The organism is Dialister micraerophilus DSM 19965 (assembly GCF_000194985.1).
Taxonomy (GTDB): domain Bacteria; phylum Bacillota; class Negativicutes; order Veillonellales; family Dialisteraceae; genus Dialister; species Dialister micraerophilus.
This window is the reverse complement of sequence record NZ_GL878519.1, coordinates 864,145-882,799: the sequence shown is the minus strand read 5'-3', so window position 1 is coordinate 882,799 and position 18,655 is coordinate 864,145. Positions and strand designations below refer to the sequence as shown.

Here is an 18,655-nt window from a genome sequence, read left to right as displayed (position 1 = left end):
AATACATATCGAGTTTTATTCTTCATATTCAATTTACGTTCACACGTTCCAAAACTCTACCGTTTCGACTTGTTTTTTAACAAAATGAATATTTAACTTGTAATCTTTTAAATTTAATACAAAATTACCGAAAATCCTATTTTTAACAATATAAATCCATTTGTAAAAAGTATATTAATATCTATTATAATATATTATTTTCAACATTTCTTTTCCAATTTCTTTAACTAAATCTACTACCAGTGCATTTCCCATTGTAAAATACCTGTTCGAATTAGTGATATCTTCTAAATGCGTCCAATTATCAGGAAAAGTATTAATTCTCTCAGTTTCTATAGGCGAAAGAACTCTTAAACGATTATTACCGGGATCTCTTACTACATGAGTCATTCTAGATACTGTGGACTCAGATGTAACTATAGTTCTGGCCGGTTTATCAAGCGGATCCGGAAATTGCATGCTTCCCATTCCATACTTATATTCATACCCCTTACGTGATTTTTTTATTTTCTGAAATCCCATTTTTTGTTTCTTGAATTTCTCAATTTTTTCAGGACTTAAATAAAGTGCTTCATCATTTATATTTTTTATTAACAAATCTCCAATAACTTTTTCTTCTCTAATCTCCGGTTGATAATCAGCCATAAAAACTTTTCCATCTAACATAAATCCGGTCTTTTTAAATCCTTTTTTTAAAGAAAAATTTTTAGAAAATTCTTCCAATGATTCAGCTAAATTTAAATCTACATTTTCAATACCAGCCACCAGTTCATTTGACATCGTATTTGAAAACGGAACCATAGTTTTTATAAATTCTTCTATTTCATCAATATCCTCTCTTGATATATTGAAAACATAATCAAAAAATTTGGTTTCGTTTCTAAATGCAAATATAAAAGTTCTCCTTCTCCTTTGAGGATAACCATAATCTGCCGCATTTATCATTTTCCAAGAAACACCGTAACCTAAATCCGATAATGTTCTTAATATAATACCGAAATCACGTCCCGGTTGATTACTTCTTACTCCAGGTGAAGCCAATAGTCTATCAACATTTTCAAGCAATATATAATTCGGTTTCTTTATTAATAAAACCTCATGAACTTCCCACCAAAGCGCTCCCTTTTCTCCTTCAATTCCTTTAGCCCCGGATGTTGCAACTGAGTAATCTTGGCAGGGAAATCCAGCAACTAACAAATCCATTTTCGGAATTTCATCTTTATTTATTTTTCTTATATCTTCGTTGCTTATCGGTGTTTTAGGAAAATTCTTTTTATAAATGTTATAAGCAAACTGATTTTTCCTAGATGGCTCATATTGATTGGCCCAAACAACTTCATATCGATTACTTGCCCTTGATAACCCAAGGTGAAATCCTCCTACACCGGCAAATAAATCAACAACTTTTATTTTTGATTTATTCATGATTCTTATTCATTCTTTGCCTTTCTTCGTCAATAATTTTTATTGCATCAAGAATTTCATTTTCACTATATTCTATTGATAAGGTTTTATCGTCAATGGCTTCATACATTAACTTTTCTTTTCTTTTTAAGCGTATATATATATTTTCATCAATGTATCCGGGACGAAAACTATCAAAATTTTCTGATGCTGTCTGTAAATAATAATATCGTGTATATTGATTTTGATCAAGACCTAGACGATGAATTCTATCTCTTGATTGCAACATAAATGTCAAATTGAAATTATATTCAAAATAAACTGCATCATGTACTGTTTGATGTAATGAAATCGACTCGCCTAAAGTTTGTGGGTTGGAAACTAAAACTTGCACATCTCCGTTTCTAAATTCATCAATTAGAATAGTTCTCTCCAGTTTATTGGTACCACCATACACTAAATTCACATTAATTCCTTTTTCTCTTAAAGTATTAGTTATCTTGTATAGAGTATCAACAAAAATACCCCATACCAAAACTTTCTTGCCTTCATTAACAAGTTTTTGAACTAGCTCAATTCCCTTATCAAATTTAGGAGATTTCATGTTTTCTAAGTCAAGGTCTAAGTACATATCTTCCGGATTTTCTTTTCCATTTTCGTGCAACAAAGAATTAAAATCCTTTTTTGAGATTGTATATAAATCTTCATCATCGTCATCATCATAAGCCATTAACTCTTTATAATTAATTTTTTTATTCAAAAGAGCCGGATTTGTGGAAGCTTGAATTAATCTTATCAATTTAGCTAGGCTAGATTCCTCATTTGAGTAAATAAGCTCAGCTAAAGCCAACTGTTCTGAGCTGGGTTCTACTATTTCTATATAATCATCTTCTGCCATTGGAACATTTAAGTCTTTTTTATTGGTTCGCCAAAAAAACGGATATAACTTTGAGTTAATTTCTCTAATTTGTCTTATTTTAGGATTTAATAAAAAACCAAGATCCCATCCAAAATACGAATTATACTCATTTCCATACAATATATGAAGAAAATTATAAATATCTTTATAAGTATTAGGAATTGGAGTACCTGTTAATACATATTTAAATTTAAATTTTTTTGATAACTCTAAGGCTTTTTCTGCTCTAGTTCCTTCTGGATTTTTTACTCTGTGAACCTCATCAAATACAAGCATTGTGTTTATATCAATGTTTTGTTCCAAAATTCTTGAGTATTTAGGTAATGACTCATAGTTTACCAATACTAAGTTGCTTACTCCCCAATTAACTGATAAATCGTAACTAAAATCTGATGATTCTTGCGAGTCTATCGAATTAAGCTTTTTTTTGCTGCCGAAAACCGCTTTAAACTCTTTCTTCCAGCTATCAAAAGCATTGATAGGAGAAATGACAAGCAACCGGTCTATCTTTTCGTTATTTGGAGCATTTTCCCTATTTAAATATGCAAATACTCCGAGCACCATCGCAGTTTTACCCGCTCCGGGAACAGAAAAGTTTGCTGCTCGTGACATTTCATACATAAAATATGCCGATCTTAAGTGTATTTCATATAGCGGTCTACATACTTCAGACTGAACTGTTTCCGAAAATTCTTTATAAAAATCTTTCTTATCATTAGGGAAATCAACTAAATCGCCTTTGTATACGTCTCCTAATATCTTATATTGTTCTATTGAATATTTACATTGTTTAAGATATTCTAAAACGGCTTTACTTACTATAACATCTATATTCTTCCTTGCAGCTCTTTTTTTTGTGACTCTAATAATTCTTTCTATATCTTTATAAGTTGTAGATTTTTCTATAGTTGAATAATCGTCTTCAAAGAATATGGACAAGTCACTACCCGGTTTTAATTTTCTATCGTTAAGTGATAATTTAATATCAGTATTATCGACTAAAACTACAGAATCATTTATAAATTTAAATATTATTGAGTTTTTAAATTGATCGAACTGACTATCACTATCATCTATTTTAGTTATCTCTTTTATATTGGATTGTGATTGATATTTTGCAATTTCTTCATATGCTATCTCAGAAACTTCTACAACCTTAACTCCATTTTCCTTATCGTTCCATAATCTTTCAAATCTTTCTTGATTGGACTTGATTCTATGTTGAACATTTTTACTTGAGTCCCAAGAAGTATCAACACTTATACTTTCGTAATTTATTTGCATGCCGTTTTTAGTCTCATTAGCAGACCCATTGAAAAAAACTTTTTCATTTTCTGACGAAATTATTCCAAATTTATCGTGGAAAAGTCCTTTTTTAGTTAGGGCTATTTTTATTCTTGCCCTTCCCATTGCAATCATAAAAGCTAAATTCCCAAGTTGTTGCTGTGTTTTAGAAGTAAGTCGTTCATTTCTTTCTGCAAGGTTAAGGGGTTTTATTTCTTCAAGCAAGTCATAACCAGCCTTAATTCTGTCATAATCTTCCTTGCTTATTTCTTTTGAAATAATAAACTCTAAGCTGCCACCATTTTTTGCCAGCTCCTCTAAACTTTCTGAATATAAATCTAATCCGGAAGAACTAAAATATCCGGAAACTCGTTGATATAAATCTGCCTCCCTTAATACCGGTCTATAAAACTCTTCCACTAAATTAGAAGAATACTCGGGTCTTATTTTATTTTTTATATAACTTGAAAATGCCATAACTACATTTCCTTCTTTAATTTATATAAGATATCATTAATTTCAATAATTATAGTTCTCGCTTCTTCATTTTCATCTCTTGTTAATTCTGAAAAATCCTCTGAATCTATCTCTGATAAAGAATCCCTTATATTTTCTAGCTCTATTAAAGCCTTAGTCCTTTCGTTTTCAATTTTTCCTTTATTAATTAGTCTATCTGTAGACCTTATTAGCTTAACTGCACTTTCTCTTGCTTCATTATTCTGTTCAATAACTGTTTTAAGCTCATTTGCAGATTTAATAGGATTATCTTCAAATGCATCCATAATATCATCAACTTTATCGTCAACAGAATCTAAAAAATATTGTAGTCTATCATTATCTTTTATTATATTGTTTTTTAAATCCCTCATAGCTCGAGTAAAGTCACATTGGTTCTCAACAACTTTAGAAGATATTAAATAAACTAAGAGAGCATCTTTAATCTCTTCTTTTCTATCAGATTTTAATTTGCTAATTTCACGTTCTATTTCTTCAATAGGACCATCTAGTTTCAAGTCTCTGGCTAAATAAAATTTATCAATAGGGTTTCCCCCTGGAGACACTATTTCTATAAATTTAATAATCAATTTTGCCAGTCTTATATATTTATTAATGCCTTTAGTATTACCTGCTCCGGATGCCTTTTTATACTCTTCTTTGTTCATTATCTTTTCAACTTCTATAGTATTATAAACGTCAAAAATACGATCAATAGGGTTATAACTTACTCTTTCTTCGCGTCCTAACTGCAGGTCTAACTCTAACTCTTTTATTATTTTTTTATCGAATTTTGACTTTGAATCTAACGGTAATATCACTGCATTAAAATATTGTGGAATCCCGCGCTCTCTTTCAAGCATTCTCAAAGCTGTAAACCTTCTGTTACCATCAATTACTCTACCATCCGATAAAACAACTCCGGGTTCTTGTTGCGACTTATCATCAATAGATAATTTCGTTTTCTTCATTGCTTGAGCATTAGAGTCAAATATAAATTTCTCGAAAATTTCATTGTACTCTGAATTTCCTGCTTCCGGTTCTAACAAGCCCTTCATAGAACTGTATTTTTTATACGTAGTATTAATACGTCCGTTTTGGTCATTGTAATATAACCATTTTAATGGAATTGCATAAACATCATATGTACTATTGCATTGATCTTGTATTGATAATTTTTTCTTTTCGCCCGTTTTCTTTAACTGATTTGCAACTGCTCTTTCTAACAAGTTCATACTCTATATACCTACCTTTCATATAATTTTTATAACTTTCATGCTTTTAATAGTATTTTTCTCATTATGCCCTATTTTCTCAACTCCAACAACGCTACTGTTTCGACATGGGTGGTTTGGGGGAACATGTCTATCGGTTGTATTTTTATTAATTTGTAGCCTTTTTTGGACAGTCTTTCTATATCTCTTGCTTGTGTTGCCACGTTGCAGGATACGTATACTATTCGTTCAGGATTTATTTTTCCGATTGCTTCTATTACTTTTTCGTCACAACCGGCACGTACGGGATCCAATACCACCACTTCCGCTTTTATACCTTTTTTTGCCAGTTCGGGCAGGTATTTCGCTACGTCTGCCGCATGAAATTCTACGTTTTTTATTTTGTTTCTTTTCGCATTTTCTTTTGCGTTTTCTATTGCGTCTTTTATTATTTCTATTCCTATTACGTGTTTTGCTTTTTGTGCCAAGTACAATGAAATGGTTCCCGTTCCGCAGTATGCGTCTATTACCGTTTCATCTCCGGAAAGGTTTGCAAAGTCAAGTGCTTTTTCGTAGAGTTTTTCGGCTTGTTCTTTATTTACTTGGAAAAAAGAGTGCGAGGGAATATATAAATACTAAAAACTATTAAGGTCTTAAAGCAGTAATAGGTATTACATAAACATCATCATTTCTTTTATATGCAAAAGGTGCTTTGGCGCATAATACCATCATAAATGATGGTTCGGACATATTTTTTGTATCTATTTTAGATGCCAAATCTTTTAAAGTTTTAGCACCTTCTTCAATTAATTTATCGCCACCAAGTTTAATTTCAATTAGTCCATAATCTCCATTTCTTAAATGAATCACTGCATCACATTCTAATCCATACTTATCTCTATAATGATAAACTGTCCCATCTAAATAATCTGTATAAATTCTTAAATCACGAACGCATAAGTTTTCAAATAAAAATCCCATGGTATTTAAATCATTTAGTAAATCGTTAGGCCCCATACCTAATGATGCCGTTGCAATAGATGGATCTGAAAAATATCTAGTCTCCGTTGTTCGTATAGATGTTTTCGACCTTAAATTTGGATTCCATGCGGCAGAATCTTCTATAACAAATATTTTTCTTAAGGCATCCAGATAAGAATAAAGTGTTCCCTGATCAAATGTATCTGATTGATTAGCTAACATATCTTGCCTAATCGTTTCTAAAAAACTTTGCGTACCTACATGTCTTGCATAGGATTTAAGTAATCTCTTAGTCTTTTCTTTATCTCTTTTTATGGAATCCACTCTACTAATATCAGTAGACACAATAGCATCAAAATAATCTATCGCTTGAAATAATGCCGGTTTCTCATCTAACCCAATTGCTTTTGGCCATCCCCCTCTACAAATAAAAAAAGCAATTTTTTCAAGACTCGTTTCATTAATGGCTGATATGTTTTCACCTTTAAATAAGTCTTTAATAGAAATTTCACCGCTCGAATCCTTTGATTCAAATAGACTCATGGGCCTCATCAAAAGCTTAGAAATTCTTCCTGTACCTGTATGCATAGAATCATCAAATTCATTAGGCACTGATGACCCTGTCAAAATAAATTGACCAAATTCATCCCTATTATCAACCTCATAACGCACAGCATTCCATAAATTAGGTGAAATTTGCCACTCATCAATAAGTCTTGGCGTTTCTCCTTTAAGCAGCGTATTTGGAGAAAGCTCTGCCATTTGCTGATATTGTCTCGTCATATCAGGACGATCCATAGATATAAAGCTTTTAGCCTTTTGTTTCGCTGTTGTTGTCTTTCCACACCATTTAGGACCTTCAATTAAAACTGCACCCTTTGCATCTAATCGTTCTTCTAACAATTTATCTGCAATTCTTGGTAAATACTCTTTCATCATTGCCTCCCATACTCATGCTCAAGTAGATTTTATCAGCTATTCAAGTATTTGTCTAATTTTTACTCAAGTATTTGGCTGTTTTAAATTCAAGTATTTGGCTGTTTCTTGTTCAAGTATTTGGCTGTTTTTATTCAAGTAGCAAAATAAGACCATTCATTATATTTCCAAGAATGCTTTTACCACGTCCACGTTTCCCTGAAATTAAAATAAATTCACTTTTTTAATTCCAAGATTGATATTTTTTAAAACAGTTCGTCCATCTTCCCATTCATAAGAAACACCTTTTGACAAAATCATGATTATACCTCGTACTGAGCTTTCCATAATTTTGTGTAGTAACCATTTTTACAAAGAAGTTCCCCATGCTTTCCTTTTTCAAGTAAATTACCTTTTTGACATACGAGAATTTGGTCAGCTTTTTGAATGGTTTTTAAATGATGAGCCACTACAAGTACAGTTCTATTCTTTGCGAGTTCTGTAATGGCATCTTGTATCAAAGATTCATTTACAGGATCAACATTACTTGTCATTTCATCAAGAATTAAAATAGGTGCATCCTTTAGAAAAGCTCTTGCAATAGATATTCTTTGTCTTTGTCCACCTGATAAAATCCCACCATTTTCTCCAATATCAGTTTCATAACCTTTTGGTAAACTCATAATGAAATCATGTATCCTTGCTTTCTTTGCTGCTTTAATGATTTCTTCTTTCGTTGCTCCTTTTTTACCTACCTTGATGTTTTCTTCAATGGTATTATCAAACAACTGAACATTTTGCATGACAATTTTATTTAAATTTTTTATACTTGCAAATTATCATTTCATAGAATTTATATTCAATAATTTTGCAATAAAAAACGATATGCATTTTTGAAATACATATCGAGTTTTATTGTTCGTATTCAATTTATTTTCACACGTTCCATCAACGCTACCGTTTCTACGTGTATCAAAACTACTCTGGTGATAGCCCTACATCAGAAACTTGGTCTCAACACTCGTTGCAGTATAGAAGCTGGCAAAAGGAGTGATGTCGGAGAATGTATGTCAACATCTTTTTATTATCGCCAACTATGCTTCTTTAGTTCCTCTGCAATCAAAAATGTGTCTGGTACAGATTTATTGTTATCAAAGTCAAGAATTTCCTCTAAGTCAAAAATCCGCGACCCCATGCAACCTCCAGATGATACCTTCTGAAAATTTGTCTCGTAGAATTTTTCAACGAAGAAATATCTATGCTCATAGTGGCGGATATCATATCCACATGTAATTGCATCATTCATTGCCTTCTCTATAATCTGCTTCCTCTCGGCTGTTAACTCTCCCATCTCATTAGTGAATCTTATAGAACCATTTTCCTCAACTGCGCGTATTATTGCACAAACTTTTCCAATCGCTCTGACGCTTTTGTTTTTATAGAGCCCAAGATATTGATGTGTTCGAAATCCACGCTCAACTTTATCGTAATAAACATTTGACTTCACATTAAAATCAAATGTTGTTCCTGCAAGCTGCATTCTCATAACAGCTTTGCTTGGTAAGAGTCCCTCTTCGGAGCAAAAATCAATATAATCATTCAAAACATCCTGCATCTCATAATCACGCTCGTCAATAATCCGACTGATAGAATCTATCAGTTGTCGAAAAGTTCGATGGATATACCATATTTTTACTGAATGAACCCGGCAGTAATTATCAACAGCTTTATTGATTTGATTGATTTTATCACCGGCAAGTGTAATTGGTGCCAATGTCATCAGTACCTTTGTTTTTTCAGCACCGAAAGCTTCCAGATGCCCTTGCAGTTGTTCCGTATAAAACCAGTCAGAGAGTTTAGTTTCTACTACAATCTTAAAACTGTCCTGTGTAATTGTTGCATCAGGCACAGTATTCTGCGCTTTCTCTTGCAGTGTGAATTGTATCTCCGGCTCAAACTGATTATCATCTATAAAGATACTCTCCTTCAAAAAACGAAAGAACTCATCCGGGGAATAATGATACAGCCGTGAAAGCAATAGTATTGTATTGGATGTTACGACATTCTCTTTTTGTGCATAACGCTGAAAGTAATGCACCTTCATACTCGCACCTCCATATTGTATCTTTCTGACATATACTTTTGTATTTTGTCAGCCGTTAATTTTCTTACCTGCGTATTGGGATACTCTTTATATTCTTCTACTCGAAAAGCAGGCTCCATTGCATTACATATTTTTTCTAAATTCTTAAATGTAATTGGTTTATCCTTACCCATTTGTGCCATAACATTTGTTGTTAGTCCTGCCATAGCTATTACATCTGTTTTCTTTAATCCTTTTTTTGCTAACTATATCAATAATGGTTTATAGTTAAGTGCCATAATATCCCTCTTTTTCTCTTTATTAGATTTATTGCGTACTCCATACTTTACCCTTTACTATAAATGCCTAAGCTACTTCACAGCAATACAACCCCAACCATCATAGACCCCGTCATATTCTTCTGCCAAATCCATGAGATACCAGACAATTTCATCGATATTCTCAAAAGCATCTTCTCTTCCGACCACAAGTTGATATGGATATTCCGTATCATAAGCTTCGCTGTCATCATTACTTTCCGATTCAAGTTTTTGAAACCCTTCTTCTATCACTTTCGTTAGAAATGCTTTTCTTTGTTCTTCGGTCTTAAAGTACAGACAATGCTCAAGAATTCTTGGTACCAGGCTGTCGCCATCATCTTTTATTGCCTCGATGAGCCTCATATTCATAATACTTTGGTATTCATAGTTGTCAGGATAAAGTACATTAAAATACATTTCCCAGTCCTTATCTTCAACTGCTGCCAATGTGTATACATAATCAGGGAAGTTTTCTGATATCATCTCAGATATTTCATCTGCATAACCCGACTCATTCTTAGCATAGGCAAAGATATGTACACGCTCGTCGCATTTCACTACGCCTGCCAAAATATCTCCATGTTTTTCAATAATCTCTAACACGGCGTCTTCTACCTGATATAAATATTCCCCTTCTTCTCTTGTAGGAAATCCGTTGTCATCAGCATTCTTATATAATATTTGTAATCGTAATCTTTTAGGGTAGTTAGAAGTTGACTCGAAGTCCATAAGAGCTAAATTGAGCCTAATCACAGCTGGCAAATCGCAGGCAAATGCTCTGCATAGATAAATGCCCCAATCTTCATCAATTTCGGCAGTTTCTTGAGTTATAACCCTCTCAGTAGCCACATTTACGCTTTGCTTTCTTTTTTCCACTTCTTCTTTACATTCTTTTACGACTCCCAAAGCATTCTCATCCTCAGGATCAAGCTCCGCCCAGCGCATTGCATAGGGGATAGCTTTTTCTTCCTCATCTGCTAAATACTGATACCCATATGCCATACGCATATTCCATTCCGCTTTGTCTTTACCCTCTGCTCTAACTGAATTTAAAGTGTCTATGGATTTTAACAACATCTTATCGCCAATGAAATTAGGAGTTCCTTTATTATCGTCACCGATAACAGCGAAGTTTTGATATGCACGAGCAAGCTGATAACATACCTTATAATCTCTTTCTCCGATTGAAATACTTTCCAATGCATCTATACATTCCGTATACTTATCTTCGTCTATAAGCTTGTCTATATACGCAAAAAATTCTTTCCTGTTTTCTTTTTGATATTTCATAATTACTCCTTATTATCTCATTTTTAATCTATTTTCTTTTCCGAAAAATCCATCTATAATTTCAATTGTAAGATGAAAGTTGTATGTTTTGTTATTATACTTTTTTCCATCGTCTTTATCCTTTTCCCATTAATAAATTTTATTTTTCTATTTCAATACCATTCAGATATGCGAATTTAATCATAATTGCTCCAGAAAATTCGGAATAACTCAAACTGATATTTTCTGTAGGTATACTTTTTAATGATTCATAAAAGCTGATATACCTACTTTTCATTTTATTTTTCTTGAGAATTTTATTGAAATACTGCTGTGCTTTATTTTTCCCAGCAAAATAGTACATATAATATAACAAACTAGCTGATGTACAACTTCCTTCTAAAATTCTATCAATATTGGCTTGAGTGTTCTCAAAATAATCAAAAATTGGAATAATATGTATTTTAATAAGCTTGCTTACTTCTTCCACAGTACATTTATAGCTTGCACCTGCAAGTTGCCACCACTCATGCGGTTCTCCTGAACTTAACGAGCCTAAATCCCCGCCATATATAAGTCCATGATTGATACCAACCTTTTTTATGGATTTGGAGTAAATACCAATATGCGGAATAAATTTTACGCTATATTCGCAATTGTACCTGCTTGCCTGAAAGTATATTTCAAAAATAATATCTTTATTTTTAGCAACTCTCTTTAATTTTTGACCTTTAGCAAGCACCTTAAAATCAGGGAATTTACTTGCTATTTCTTGCCATGCTTCTTCACATAATTTTCTGGGTTTCATTTCTTTATTATTGCCTTTCACTCATTTATCTTTTATCTAACATTAAAAGCATAACACCGCAAATCGCAAGTATAAGCCCACATATACCTATGAAAACTCTGTAACCTTTCTCGCCCCACACTTCAAAGATAAAGGCATGGCGTGCCTTATCCCCTCCTGTTGCTCGATACACCCATTTCCAGTCTCTTATCGCACCTATTAAAAATAATAATCCGCCTGCTATCAACACATATTGATAATGTGCTTTTAAAAATTCAAATAATCCGTCCATATTGTTTCTCTATTTCCTACACCAAGATTTTTTGTTTCCGCTTCATAGGTAATTTTCAATGTGTCTTGCTCCGGAAGAGCAATACCTCTGCTTAATGTGATTTTATGCTTGTCTTTTTTTGAAAGCCCTATGGTCTCACCATCCTGTAGGTCTGCATCCGTAAGGAGTATGTATGATACGATTGAAGATATAAACTCCATTAGCTTCCCCGGAATTTCATCTGCATCTATTATCTCAAGTTCATACTTTCCAAACACGTCCATTCCATAAGTGTATGCGGATATTCCCTTGTCAGTTTGATAAAGACCGAACCATATCCAGTTAAAAATAGGCAATGCCTGTTCTTTAATCATTTGAGCGGAGTCGATATAATAATTTGGTTCAAAGACCACTCCGCTTGTAAATACGCCTATGGCATTTTCCTGCATGCTGCAAGCTGACACAATCTCAGTATAAATAAGTCCTCTTTCTTTTATATCTTCTCCATCACCTAAAACAGCAACGACAATATGTGCCTTATGGCTTTTGGTAACCTCTACCGCTTCCCTCCACATATAATTATTGGAAGCATTGATTTCCGCCTCTTCGTTTGGCACGGGAGCCGGGAATTTACTGATAACCACCCGACATCCATTGATATCTGTAACGATTGGATCGTCAGCTTCATCTGTTAAATCTTCACTTGGGATTTCAATGTTCCACTCATCTCTAAGATCTTTTATCAGTTTATTCTTATCCCAACAATCCTCTGAAAGCAGAACGCTTCCACAAAATTTTCCTATGCTATCGCTATTCAAAACTTCCACCTCCACCGCTACATAAAATTTATCTAAAATATCTTCCACTTGAAAGTCTCTTATTATAGTATCATCTTTTTCTATCATTTTTTACATTTCATTATTCCAGTTCAACAACTTGGGATTTAGATAACCGATTTTCTACTATAATTGGTTATATCCGATCCAATTTTTTCATATAAACTTTTAACATCTAACTCTTTGTTTTTTAAAGCAATAAGTTCTGAATCTGTTGCTCCAATAAATTCTACGAAAGTTACTTTTCCGTTTGGAGAATTTATTGGATTTAATTCATTATCCGGAATAGTAATAAATCCTGTAATATTAGATTTCATTTCTACATCTATCCCTTGTGTTTGACCTGTATATAAATATTCATAAGCATTTCTCAAAATTGAAATGAGCGGGAAGCCATTTTAGGGCTTTCCCGCTTTGATTGTCCATCAGCAAAGGCAGGCGGGATGTCAACGGCGCACAAATGTGCGCCGTTGACATCCCGCCTGCCTTTGCTATCTCCCCCGATAAACTGGGATTTAAAGTTCTCTGATTATCCATTTAGCTTCTTGATTTTCTCTTGTTGCACAATATCCACAAGGCATTTCTACCAAAGTTCCTATCGAATTATCTAACTCAAATACAGACTGTAAAGAAACTAATTTAGCGTCCTCTGCTTCGTGTGTTTTTCCGCATAAGAATTGCCACATACCATCATCTTCATCATGTGATACAAATAAAATTGGTTCTTCTCTATTTATTACATGACTACATACAATAGCTGCTGTATTTGGCTCATCATAAAAAGGGAATTTCTGCTCTACAATTTTAGCATTTTTATTCTTTTTTAATTTTTCAAATAGCCCCATAGCTAACACCTCCACAAATTCTAATTTTTATTTATCTACTTTAGCTTTTTTAGTAATTCTACAAAAGGTACTTTATTATTATCTTTTCTAAGCGAAATCAAATCAAAAACAGAATCAATATTTAAATCAAACATTACGGATTCCAAACTAATTGTCATAAAATAATAATCTACAACCTCTTTACTAAACTCATTTTCTAAACTACTCCATAAATTATTCGGTAAAATGCAAAAGGCTAAAGTATCATCACCAAGACTTTCAACAAACCATCTTATTTCAAAATCTTCCTTTATGATTTCATTGAAATACTTTATAGTTGTATCCCTATCCATATTATCCATATAAGGAATAACTGTTTCTTTAGCTCTGTATTTTAATTTTATATCATCACCATATTTTTTATTATTATTTATAAAATCTACTTCTATAAGATTTCCTATTTCATTATTAAAGTAATTGATTACAGATTCGTCTTCTTCTCTCCAATCAATCCAAATTAAATCATTACTTTCCCAAAAGTCATCAATATTATCTGGATATAATAAAAATTTTCTTACGCTTTCATATTTATTATTCATATCAAGCTCATCCAGCTCAATTTCAACACTTATGTGCTTATCGACATCGAGTTTGTACAAAAGTGCTACCGTCTCTACGTGGGTGGTTTGGGGGAACATGTCTATCGGTTGTATTTTTATTAATTTGTAACCTTTTTTGGACAGTCTTTCTATGTCTCTTGCTTGTGTTGCCACGTTGCAGGATACGTATACTATTCGTTCAGGATTTATTTTCCCGATTGCTTCTATTACTTTTTCGTCACAGCCGGCACGTACGGGGTCCAATACCACGACTTCCGCTTTTATACCTTTTTTTGCCAGTTCGGGCAGGTATTTCGCTACGTCTGCCGCGTGAAATTCTACGTTTTTTATTTTGTTTCTTTTCGCATTTTCTTTTGCATTTTCTATTGCGTCTTTTATTATTTCTATTCCTATTACGTGTTTTGCTTTTTGTGCCAAGTACAATGAAATGGTTCCCGTTCCGCAGTATGCGTCTATTACCGTTTCATCTCCGGAAAGGTTTGCAAAGTCGAGTGCTTTTTCGTAGAGTTTTTCGACTTGTTCTTTATTTACTTGAAAGAATGAGTACGGTGAGATTTCAAATGTCAGTTTTCCGATGGACGCTTTAAGTGTTTTTTCTCCCCATATGTGTTCCATTTTATTTCCTAATATGACATTCGTTTTTTTATCTTGTACGTTATGGTAAATGGAAATAACTTCAGGAACGCTCTTTCTCATTTCTTCTATCCATTTTTCTTTGCAAGGAAGTTCATTTGTGGAAGTCACGATTACCGCCATAAGTTTTCCGTCGTCGCCTATGCGTCCCACGATGTGTCGCACGCTGCCTTTGTGCGTTTTTTCGTTATATACGGTAATTTTGTTTTTATTTATGAAGTCTTGTGCAAATTTTGCAAGTTTATTGTTTGTTTCATTCTGTATCATGCAGTCGGTGGAAGGAATTATTTCATGTGTTCCGCTTTTGTAGTAACCCGATACCGCTTTTCCGTTTTGAGTTCCTATCGGTATGGACATTTTATTGCGATATCCTACGATATGCGTTGCCGACACTACCGGCAGCACTTTATTTTCGTCTTGTTTTCCGATACGTGAAATAACCGATTTTACACGATTAAATTTAAATTTCAATTGTCCTTCATACGACAATTCGGGTATTTGACACGCTCCGCAAGTCACGTCCGGTATGCAGTGCGATTTGATACGATCGGGAGATTTTTTTACAATCGAAATCAATTTGCCGAGTGCATAAGTTTTTTTCACAAGCGTAATTTCAGCTTTTACAATTTCATCGGGCAATGCACCTTTTACGAATACCGTAAATCCGTTCACGTTTCCTATTCCTTCTCCATGCACTCCCAAATCACGTACAAAAACTTCATAAATTTCATGTAATTTCACGTTTTCCACACAAAACACTCCTTTAATTTTATATTTAACATTATATCATGGGGAATACACAAAATTGCACGAAAAAAGCCGACATTCATAGAGTCGGCTTTTGTATTTGTTTTTAATATTTTATGCGAGTGAACCCATCGGATCCCAGGGTTTCAGATGTATGGGTTCTTTTTCGTATGCTTCCACTACTTCTTTAGAGAGATATTTTTTGTTGATAAGTGCCTGATACATGTATTCATCGAACCATGCATCGCTCATTACCAAGTAGCCTCTGCTGCCGGAGTCTTTTCCCCATGAGTTTTCTACTTTAAATCTGTTTACTTTTCCGGTTTTTTCGTCTACATCTGCACCTACGAATACCATTGCGTGTGTCATGAGTGATTCTTTGTAGTCGAGTCTTTCGGCTTTGGATAAATCATATTTTACGTTGAACAAATCAAATATTTTTACGCTTTCCAAGTCGAGTCTTGATCCGGCTCTATCGAAAAATTGTATTACATCGCAGCCGAACCATACGGGATGACCGTCTTTCAATTGGTCGATTACCGCTTTTTTCATTACGTCAATCGGCACATTAACATATTTTACATGGTCCAATTCGGTAACATTTCCCAAAAAGTCCACAGTGTATGACTTGTAGTACGGTTTGTCTTTTGTCGGTGCATTGATTAATGAAATATAATCATCAAGATTGAGTCCGATATGTTTTTTCACGAACTCTTGAGGTGTGATATTTTTGTATGAAATGAATTTTTTCTTTTCATCTCTTGCTTCGAAATCTATAACTGTCGGCGGTGTACCGAGTGAAACGGAAAGAATATTGTAAATATTCGTCATAAATTCTTCGACTTTTTTGTCGAGTTTCTTCAAATCCTTATCCTTTTCATAAGAGTTTCTCAAATCTCTTGCATACATTCTCAAAACTTTTGTCAGATAGTCGTTCAATGCGGATGTACAGGAGGAGTTTTCACTTTCCGGCATGGCATATGCAGGTACGAGTCCGTACTTGTTGATAATATTTTTAATCATGTCCCATTGTCCGCCGTCTCCCATCGGATCGGTCAATATATGCGCTACAAGTCTTCCGTCCAAATCTTCTTCTACGGTTTTGATTACGGATTCAAGGAAATAATTGCATCTTTCGAGTTTGTCATAAAAAAGTGTGTAACTTTTTGAGAGTTCAAAGCTTTTCAAATTGTATTTTTTGCAAAGTTCGTATTCCATTACGTTGAGAGCTGCAAACATCCAGCATCTTCCGGATCTCTTTTGATTTCTGATGTCTTTTTCTTTAAGTTCTATATTGAAAGTATGTCTGTTCGTATCGTCTTCGAAACGATTGAAAGCGGCTTTCATAATACCGTTATTTACAGACGCTCTCTGTGCGATAAGATTTCCTCTGTCGGAGGAGAAATTTTTTCTGCTTTTTTCCAAAAATTCTTTACTTATTTTCATATTTTCCCTCTTTCATTTCAAATTCCGTTTCACTATTATAATAATCGTATTGATAACAAGTATCAACTATGAATTTTATTTTAATAAAAACATGTGAGATACCACAGAAAAAAGCCGACTTTGCGGGTCGACTTTTTTTGAAATATTTATTTTTTCATGTTCATAATCATTTCTTCGAGTTGTGCAATTCTTTCTTCTTGCTGCGCCATTTTTTCTCTCATCATTTCGTTTTCTTTCTGCATTACGTAGATTGAGGAAATAGGTCCTGCCTGATAGCGCATCGGTATCATGCTCTTTTCTGCAGAGTGTCCGAATTTGTATGTTACTCCGACATTTGCCATGTACTTGTGTGAGTTTGTGAATGATACTCCGCCATGCACCATAAGGTCTTCCGATGTGAAGTGTGCCAAGCCGAGTGCGTATGCCTGCTGACCTTCGTATGTGGATGCAGATCCCATTACTTGTGTGGGTGCCATAGGGTCGTATTGCAAGGGTTTGAGTCCTGCAAGTGCTGCGGACATTGCACCGGTCACATCAATACGTCCACCAAGCTCAGCGATGTCTTTTGCCATATCATTTCCCTTCGCTTTCAATTCGGCAACGTCTGTCAATGCTTGTGTAGCTTTTTGATCTGCCGTTTCCGCTTTGCCTTTTACTTCCAACGCCAATCGACTGGCTGCCGCCGACTCAGCTTTTGCAGATTCCGCTTTATTATCCGCTTGAGTAATATTATTTGCATTTTCTTTCACGGCTTTTCGAAGTCCTTCGTTTTCATCTTTACCGACAACTTTATTAAGCTCTGTAAGAACATTTCTTTGTGCTTCAGCCGTTGCTTTTATTGTATTAACTTCCTTTTGTAATCCGCTATTATTATCTCCTACAGCATCTTGAAGTTTTTTAATATCACCTTTCAATCCGCCGTTTCCGTCATCTCCTTGTATGAGTTTTTTGTTTTCAGTGATTTTGCTTTCCAATTCAGTTTTTGCTTGATTGATGTCACCTTTCAAATCATTTTTTGCTTGATCAATTTTACCTTGTACATCATTATTGATTTCAACTTTTTGTTTAGTCAATTCGTCTTGCAACTTATCTGCATCAAGTTTTTTCTTTAAATTTTCTTCATTTTGGTCCTTATACTGATTAAATGATTTTCCAACATTATCAATTTTACCGTCAAGACCATTTGCCTTACCTTCCAATTCTTGTATTTTAGCAGTGTACTCTTGTTTATTTACTTTGTTATCCAATGCCGTCTGTACATCCGGATCAATCTGTGCATGTACCATAGGAGCGGCGCTTGTCAACATTGCCAATACAGCTCCGGTCAATATAATTTTTCTCATGTTATCCTCCAAGTTTTTGTTATACTCTGCAAAAGATGAATTCGATATACAATATTCTCTTTTACAAAAAACATAGACAAATTCAAGTTTTCATTTTCGTGCAAACTTTATCGCAGATTACATCTACTGTATATCTATATTTGTCTTTATCATTTATTGCTTGTAATTTTAAAACGTTTTAAGAATTATGTATGAATTACGATTTAAAATATAACATAAGAGTTCGAGATTGTCGATACTTTCGGTACATATTTTTATCTCTTT

General features: G+C 33.8%; 15 protein-coding genes and 2 pseudogenes. All 17 read right to left on the bottom strand.

The genetic code is table 11. The features are described from left to right. Window positions 1–174: 174 nt before the first annotated feature. Window positions 175–1,425 carry a DNA cytosine methyltransferase gene (locus HMPREF9083_RS04115; protein WP_007556155.1) on the bottom strand — a complete coding sequence of 417 codons (1,251 nt, stop codon included), beginning with the start codon at window positions 1,423–1,425 and terminating at the stop codon, window positions 175–177. Beyond that, the gene (locus HMPREF9083_RS04110; protein ID WP_007556154.1) at window positions 1,418–4,084 is read right to left on the bottom strand and encodes an SNF2-related protein; all 2,667 of its coding nucleotides are present in this window, start codon (window positions 4,082–4,084) and stop codon (window positions 1,418–1,420) included. Before HMPREF9083_RS04110 ends, HMPREF9083_RS04115 begins: the two co-directional genes overlap by 8 nt. A gap of 2 nt (window positions 4,085–4,086) precedes the next feature. Next, window positions 4,087–5,337 carry an alpha-amylase family protein gene (locus HMPREF9083_RS04105; protein WP_007556153.1) on the bottom strand — a complete coding sequence of 417 codons (1,251 nt, stop codon included), beginning with the start codon at window positions 5,335–5,337 and terminating at the stop codon, window positions 4,087–4,089. Window positions 5,338–5,408: 71 nt separating this feature from the next. Next, a pseudogene (gene rlmD / locus HMPREF9083_RS04100) lies at window positions 5,409–5,933 on the bottom strand (23S rRNA (uracil(1939)-C(5))-methyltransferase RlmD); the annotation flags it as partial. Window positions 5,934–5,961: 28 nt separating this feature from the next. Continuing rightward, a complete protein-coding gene (locus tag HMPREF9083_RS04095; RefSeq protein WP_007556150.1) occupies window positions 5,962–7,233 on the bottom strand; it encodes an ATP-binding protein in 1,272 nt (423 codons plus the stop codon). Between the two features lie 302 nt (window positions 7,234–7,535). Further along, window positions 7,536–8,015, bottom strand: a complete 480-nt coding sequence (locus tag HMPREF9083_RS04090) for an ATP-binding cassette domain-containing protein (RefSeq protein ID WP_007556149.1) — start codon at window positions 8,013–8,015, stop codon at window positions 7,536–7,538. Between the two features lie 281 nt (window positions 8,016–8,296). Further along, the gene (locus tag HMPREF9083_RS04085; protein WP_007556148.1) at window positions 8,297–9,316 is read right to left on the bottom strand and encodes a hypothetical protein; all 1,020 of its coding nucleotides are present in this window, start codon (window positions 9,314–9,316) and stop codon (window positions 8,297–8,299) included. Continuing rightward, window positions 9,313–9,549: pseudogene (locus tag HMPREF9083_RS06840) on the bottom strand (helix-turn-helix domain-containing protein); the annotation flags it as partial. The pseudogene HMPREF9083_RS06840 and the gene HMPREF9083_RS04085, both read right to left, overlap by 4 nt. A 117-nt stretch (window positions 9,550–9,666) precedes the next feature. Next, on the bottom strand, window positions 9,667–10,905 hold the full coding sequence (locus HMPREF9083_RS04075; protein ID WP_007556146.1) for a DUF695 domain-containing protein: 1,239 nt from the start codon (window positions 10,903–10,905) through the stop codon (window positions 9,667–9,669). A gap of 139 nt (window positions 10,906–11,044) precedes the next feature. Then, entirely contained in the window at window positions 11,045–11,713 is a 669-nt protein-coding gene (locus HMPREF9083_RS04070; protein WP_007556145.1) for a DUF4304 domain-containing protein, read from the bottom strand. Window positions 11,714–11,717: 4 nt separating this feature from the next. Next, on the bottom strand, window positions 11,718–11,963 hold the full coding sequence (locus HMPREF9083_RS04065) for an immunity 17 family protein (RefSeq protein WP_007556144.1): 246 nt from the start codon (window positions 11,961–11,963) through the stop codon (window positions 11,718–11,720). Beyond that, window positions 11,939–12,808: a DUF4261 domain-containing protein gene (locus tag HMPREF9083_RS04060; protein WP_155800613.1), complete on the bottom strand. Its 870-nt coding sequence runs from the start codon at window positions 12,806–12,808 to the stop codon at window positions 11,939–11,941. The genes HMPREF9083_RS04065 and HMPREF9083_RS04060 overlap by 25 nt, the downstream gene beginning before the upstream one ends. Window positions 12,809–12,885: 77 nt before the next feature. After that, complete coding sequence (locus tag HMPREF9083_RS04055) at window positions 12,886–13,152, bottom strand: suppressor of fused domain protein (RefSeq protein WP_007556142.1); 267 nt, start codon at window positions 13,150–13,152, stop codon at window positions 12,886–12,888. Between the two features lie 141 nt (window positions 13,153–13,293). After that, the gene (locus HMPREF9083_RS04045) at window positions 13,294–13,623 is read right to left on the bottom strand and encodes a hypothetical protein (protein ID WP_050784961.1); all 330 of its coding nucleotides are present in this window, start codon (window positions 13,621–13,623) and stop codon (window positions 13,294–13,296) included. A 35-nt stretch (window positions 13,624–13,658) separates the two neighbouring features. Then, window positions 13,659–15,605, bottom strand: a complete 1,947-nt coding sequence (rlmD, locus tag HMPREF9083_RS04040; protein WP_007556140.1) for a 23S rRNA (uracil(1939)-C(5))-methyltransferase RlmD — start codon at window positions 15,603–15,605, stop codon at window positions 13,659–13,661. A gap of 111 nt (window positions 15,606–15,716) precedes the next feature. Then, window positions 15,717–17,048 carry a C1 family peptidase gene (locus tag HMPREF9083_RS04035; protein ID WP_007556139.1) on the bottom strand — a complete coding sequence of 444 codons (1,332 nt, stop codon included), beginning with the start codon at window positions 17,046–17,048 and terminating at the stop codon, window positions 15,717–15,719. A gap of 146 nt (window positions 17,049–17,194) precedes the next feature. Further along, complete coding sequence (locus tag HMPREF9083_RS04030; RefSeq protein ID WP_007556138.1) at window positions 17,195–18,391, bottom strand: YadA C-terminal domain-containing protein; 1,197 nt, start codon at window positions 18,389–18,391, stop codon at window positions 17,195–17,197. Between the last annotated feature and the right edge of the window lie 264 nt (window positions 18,392–18,655).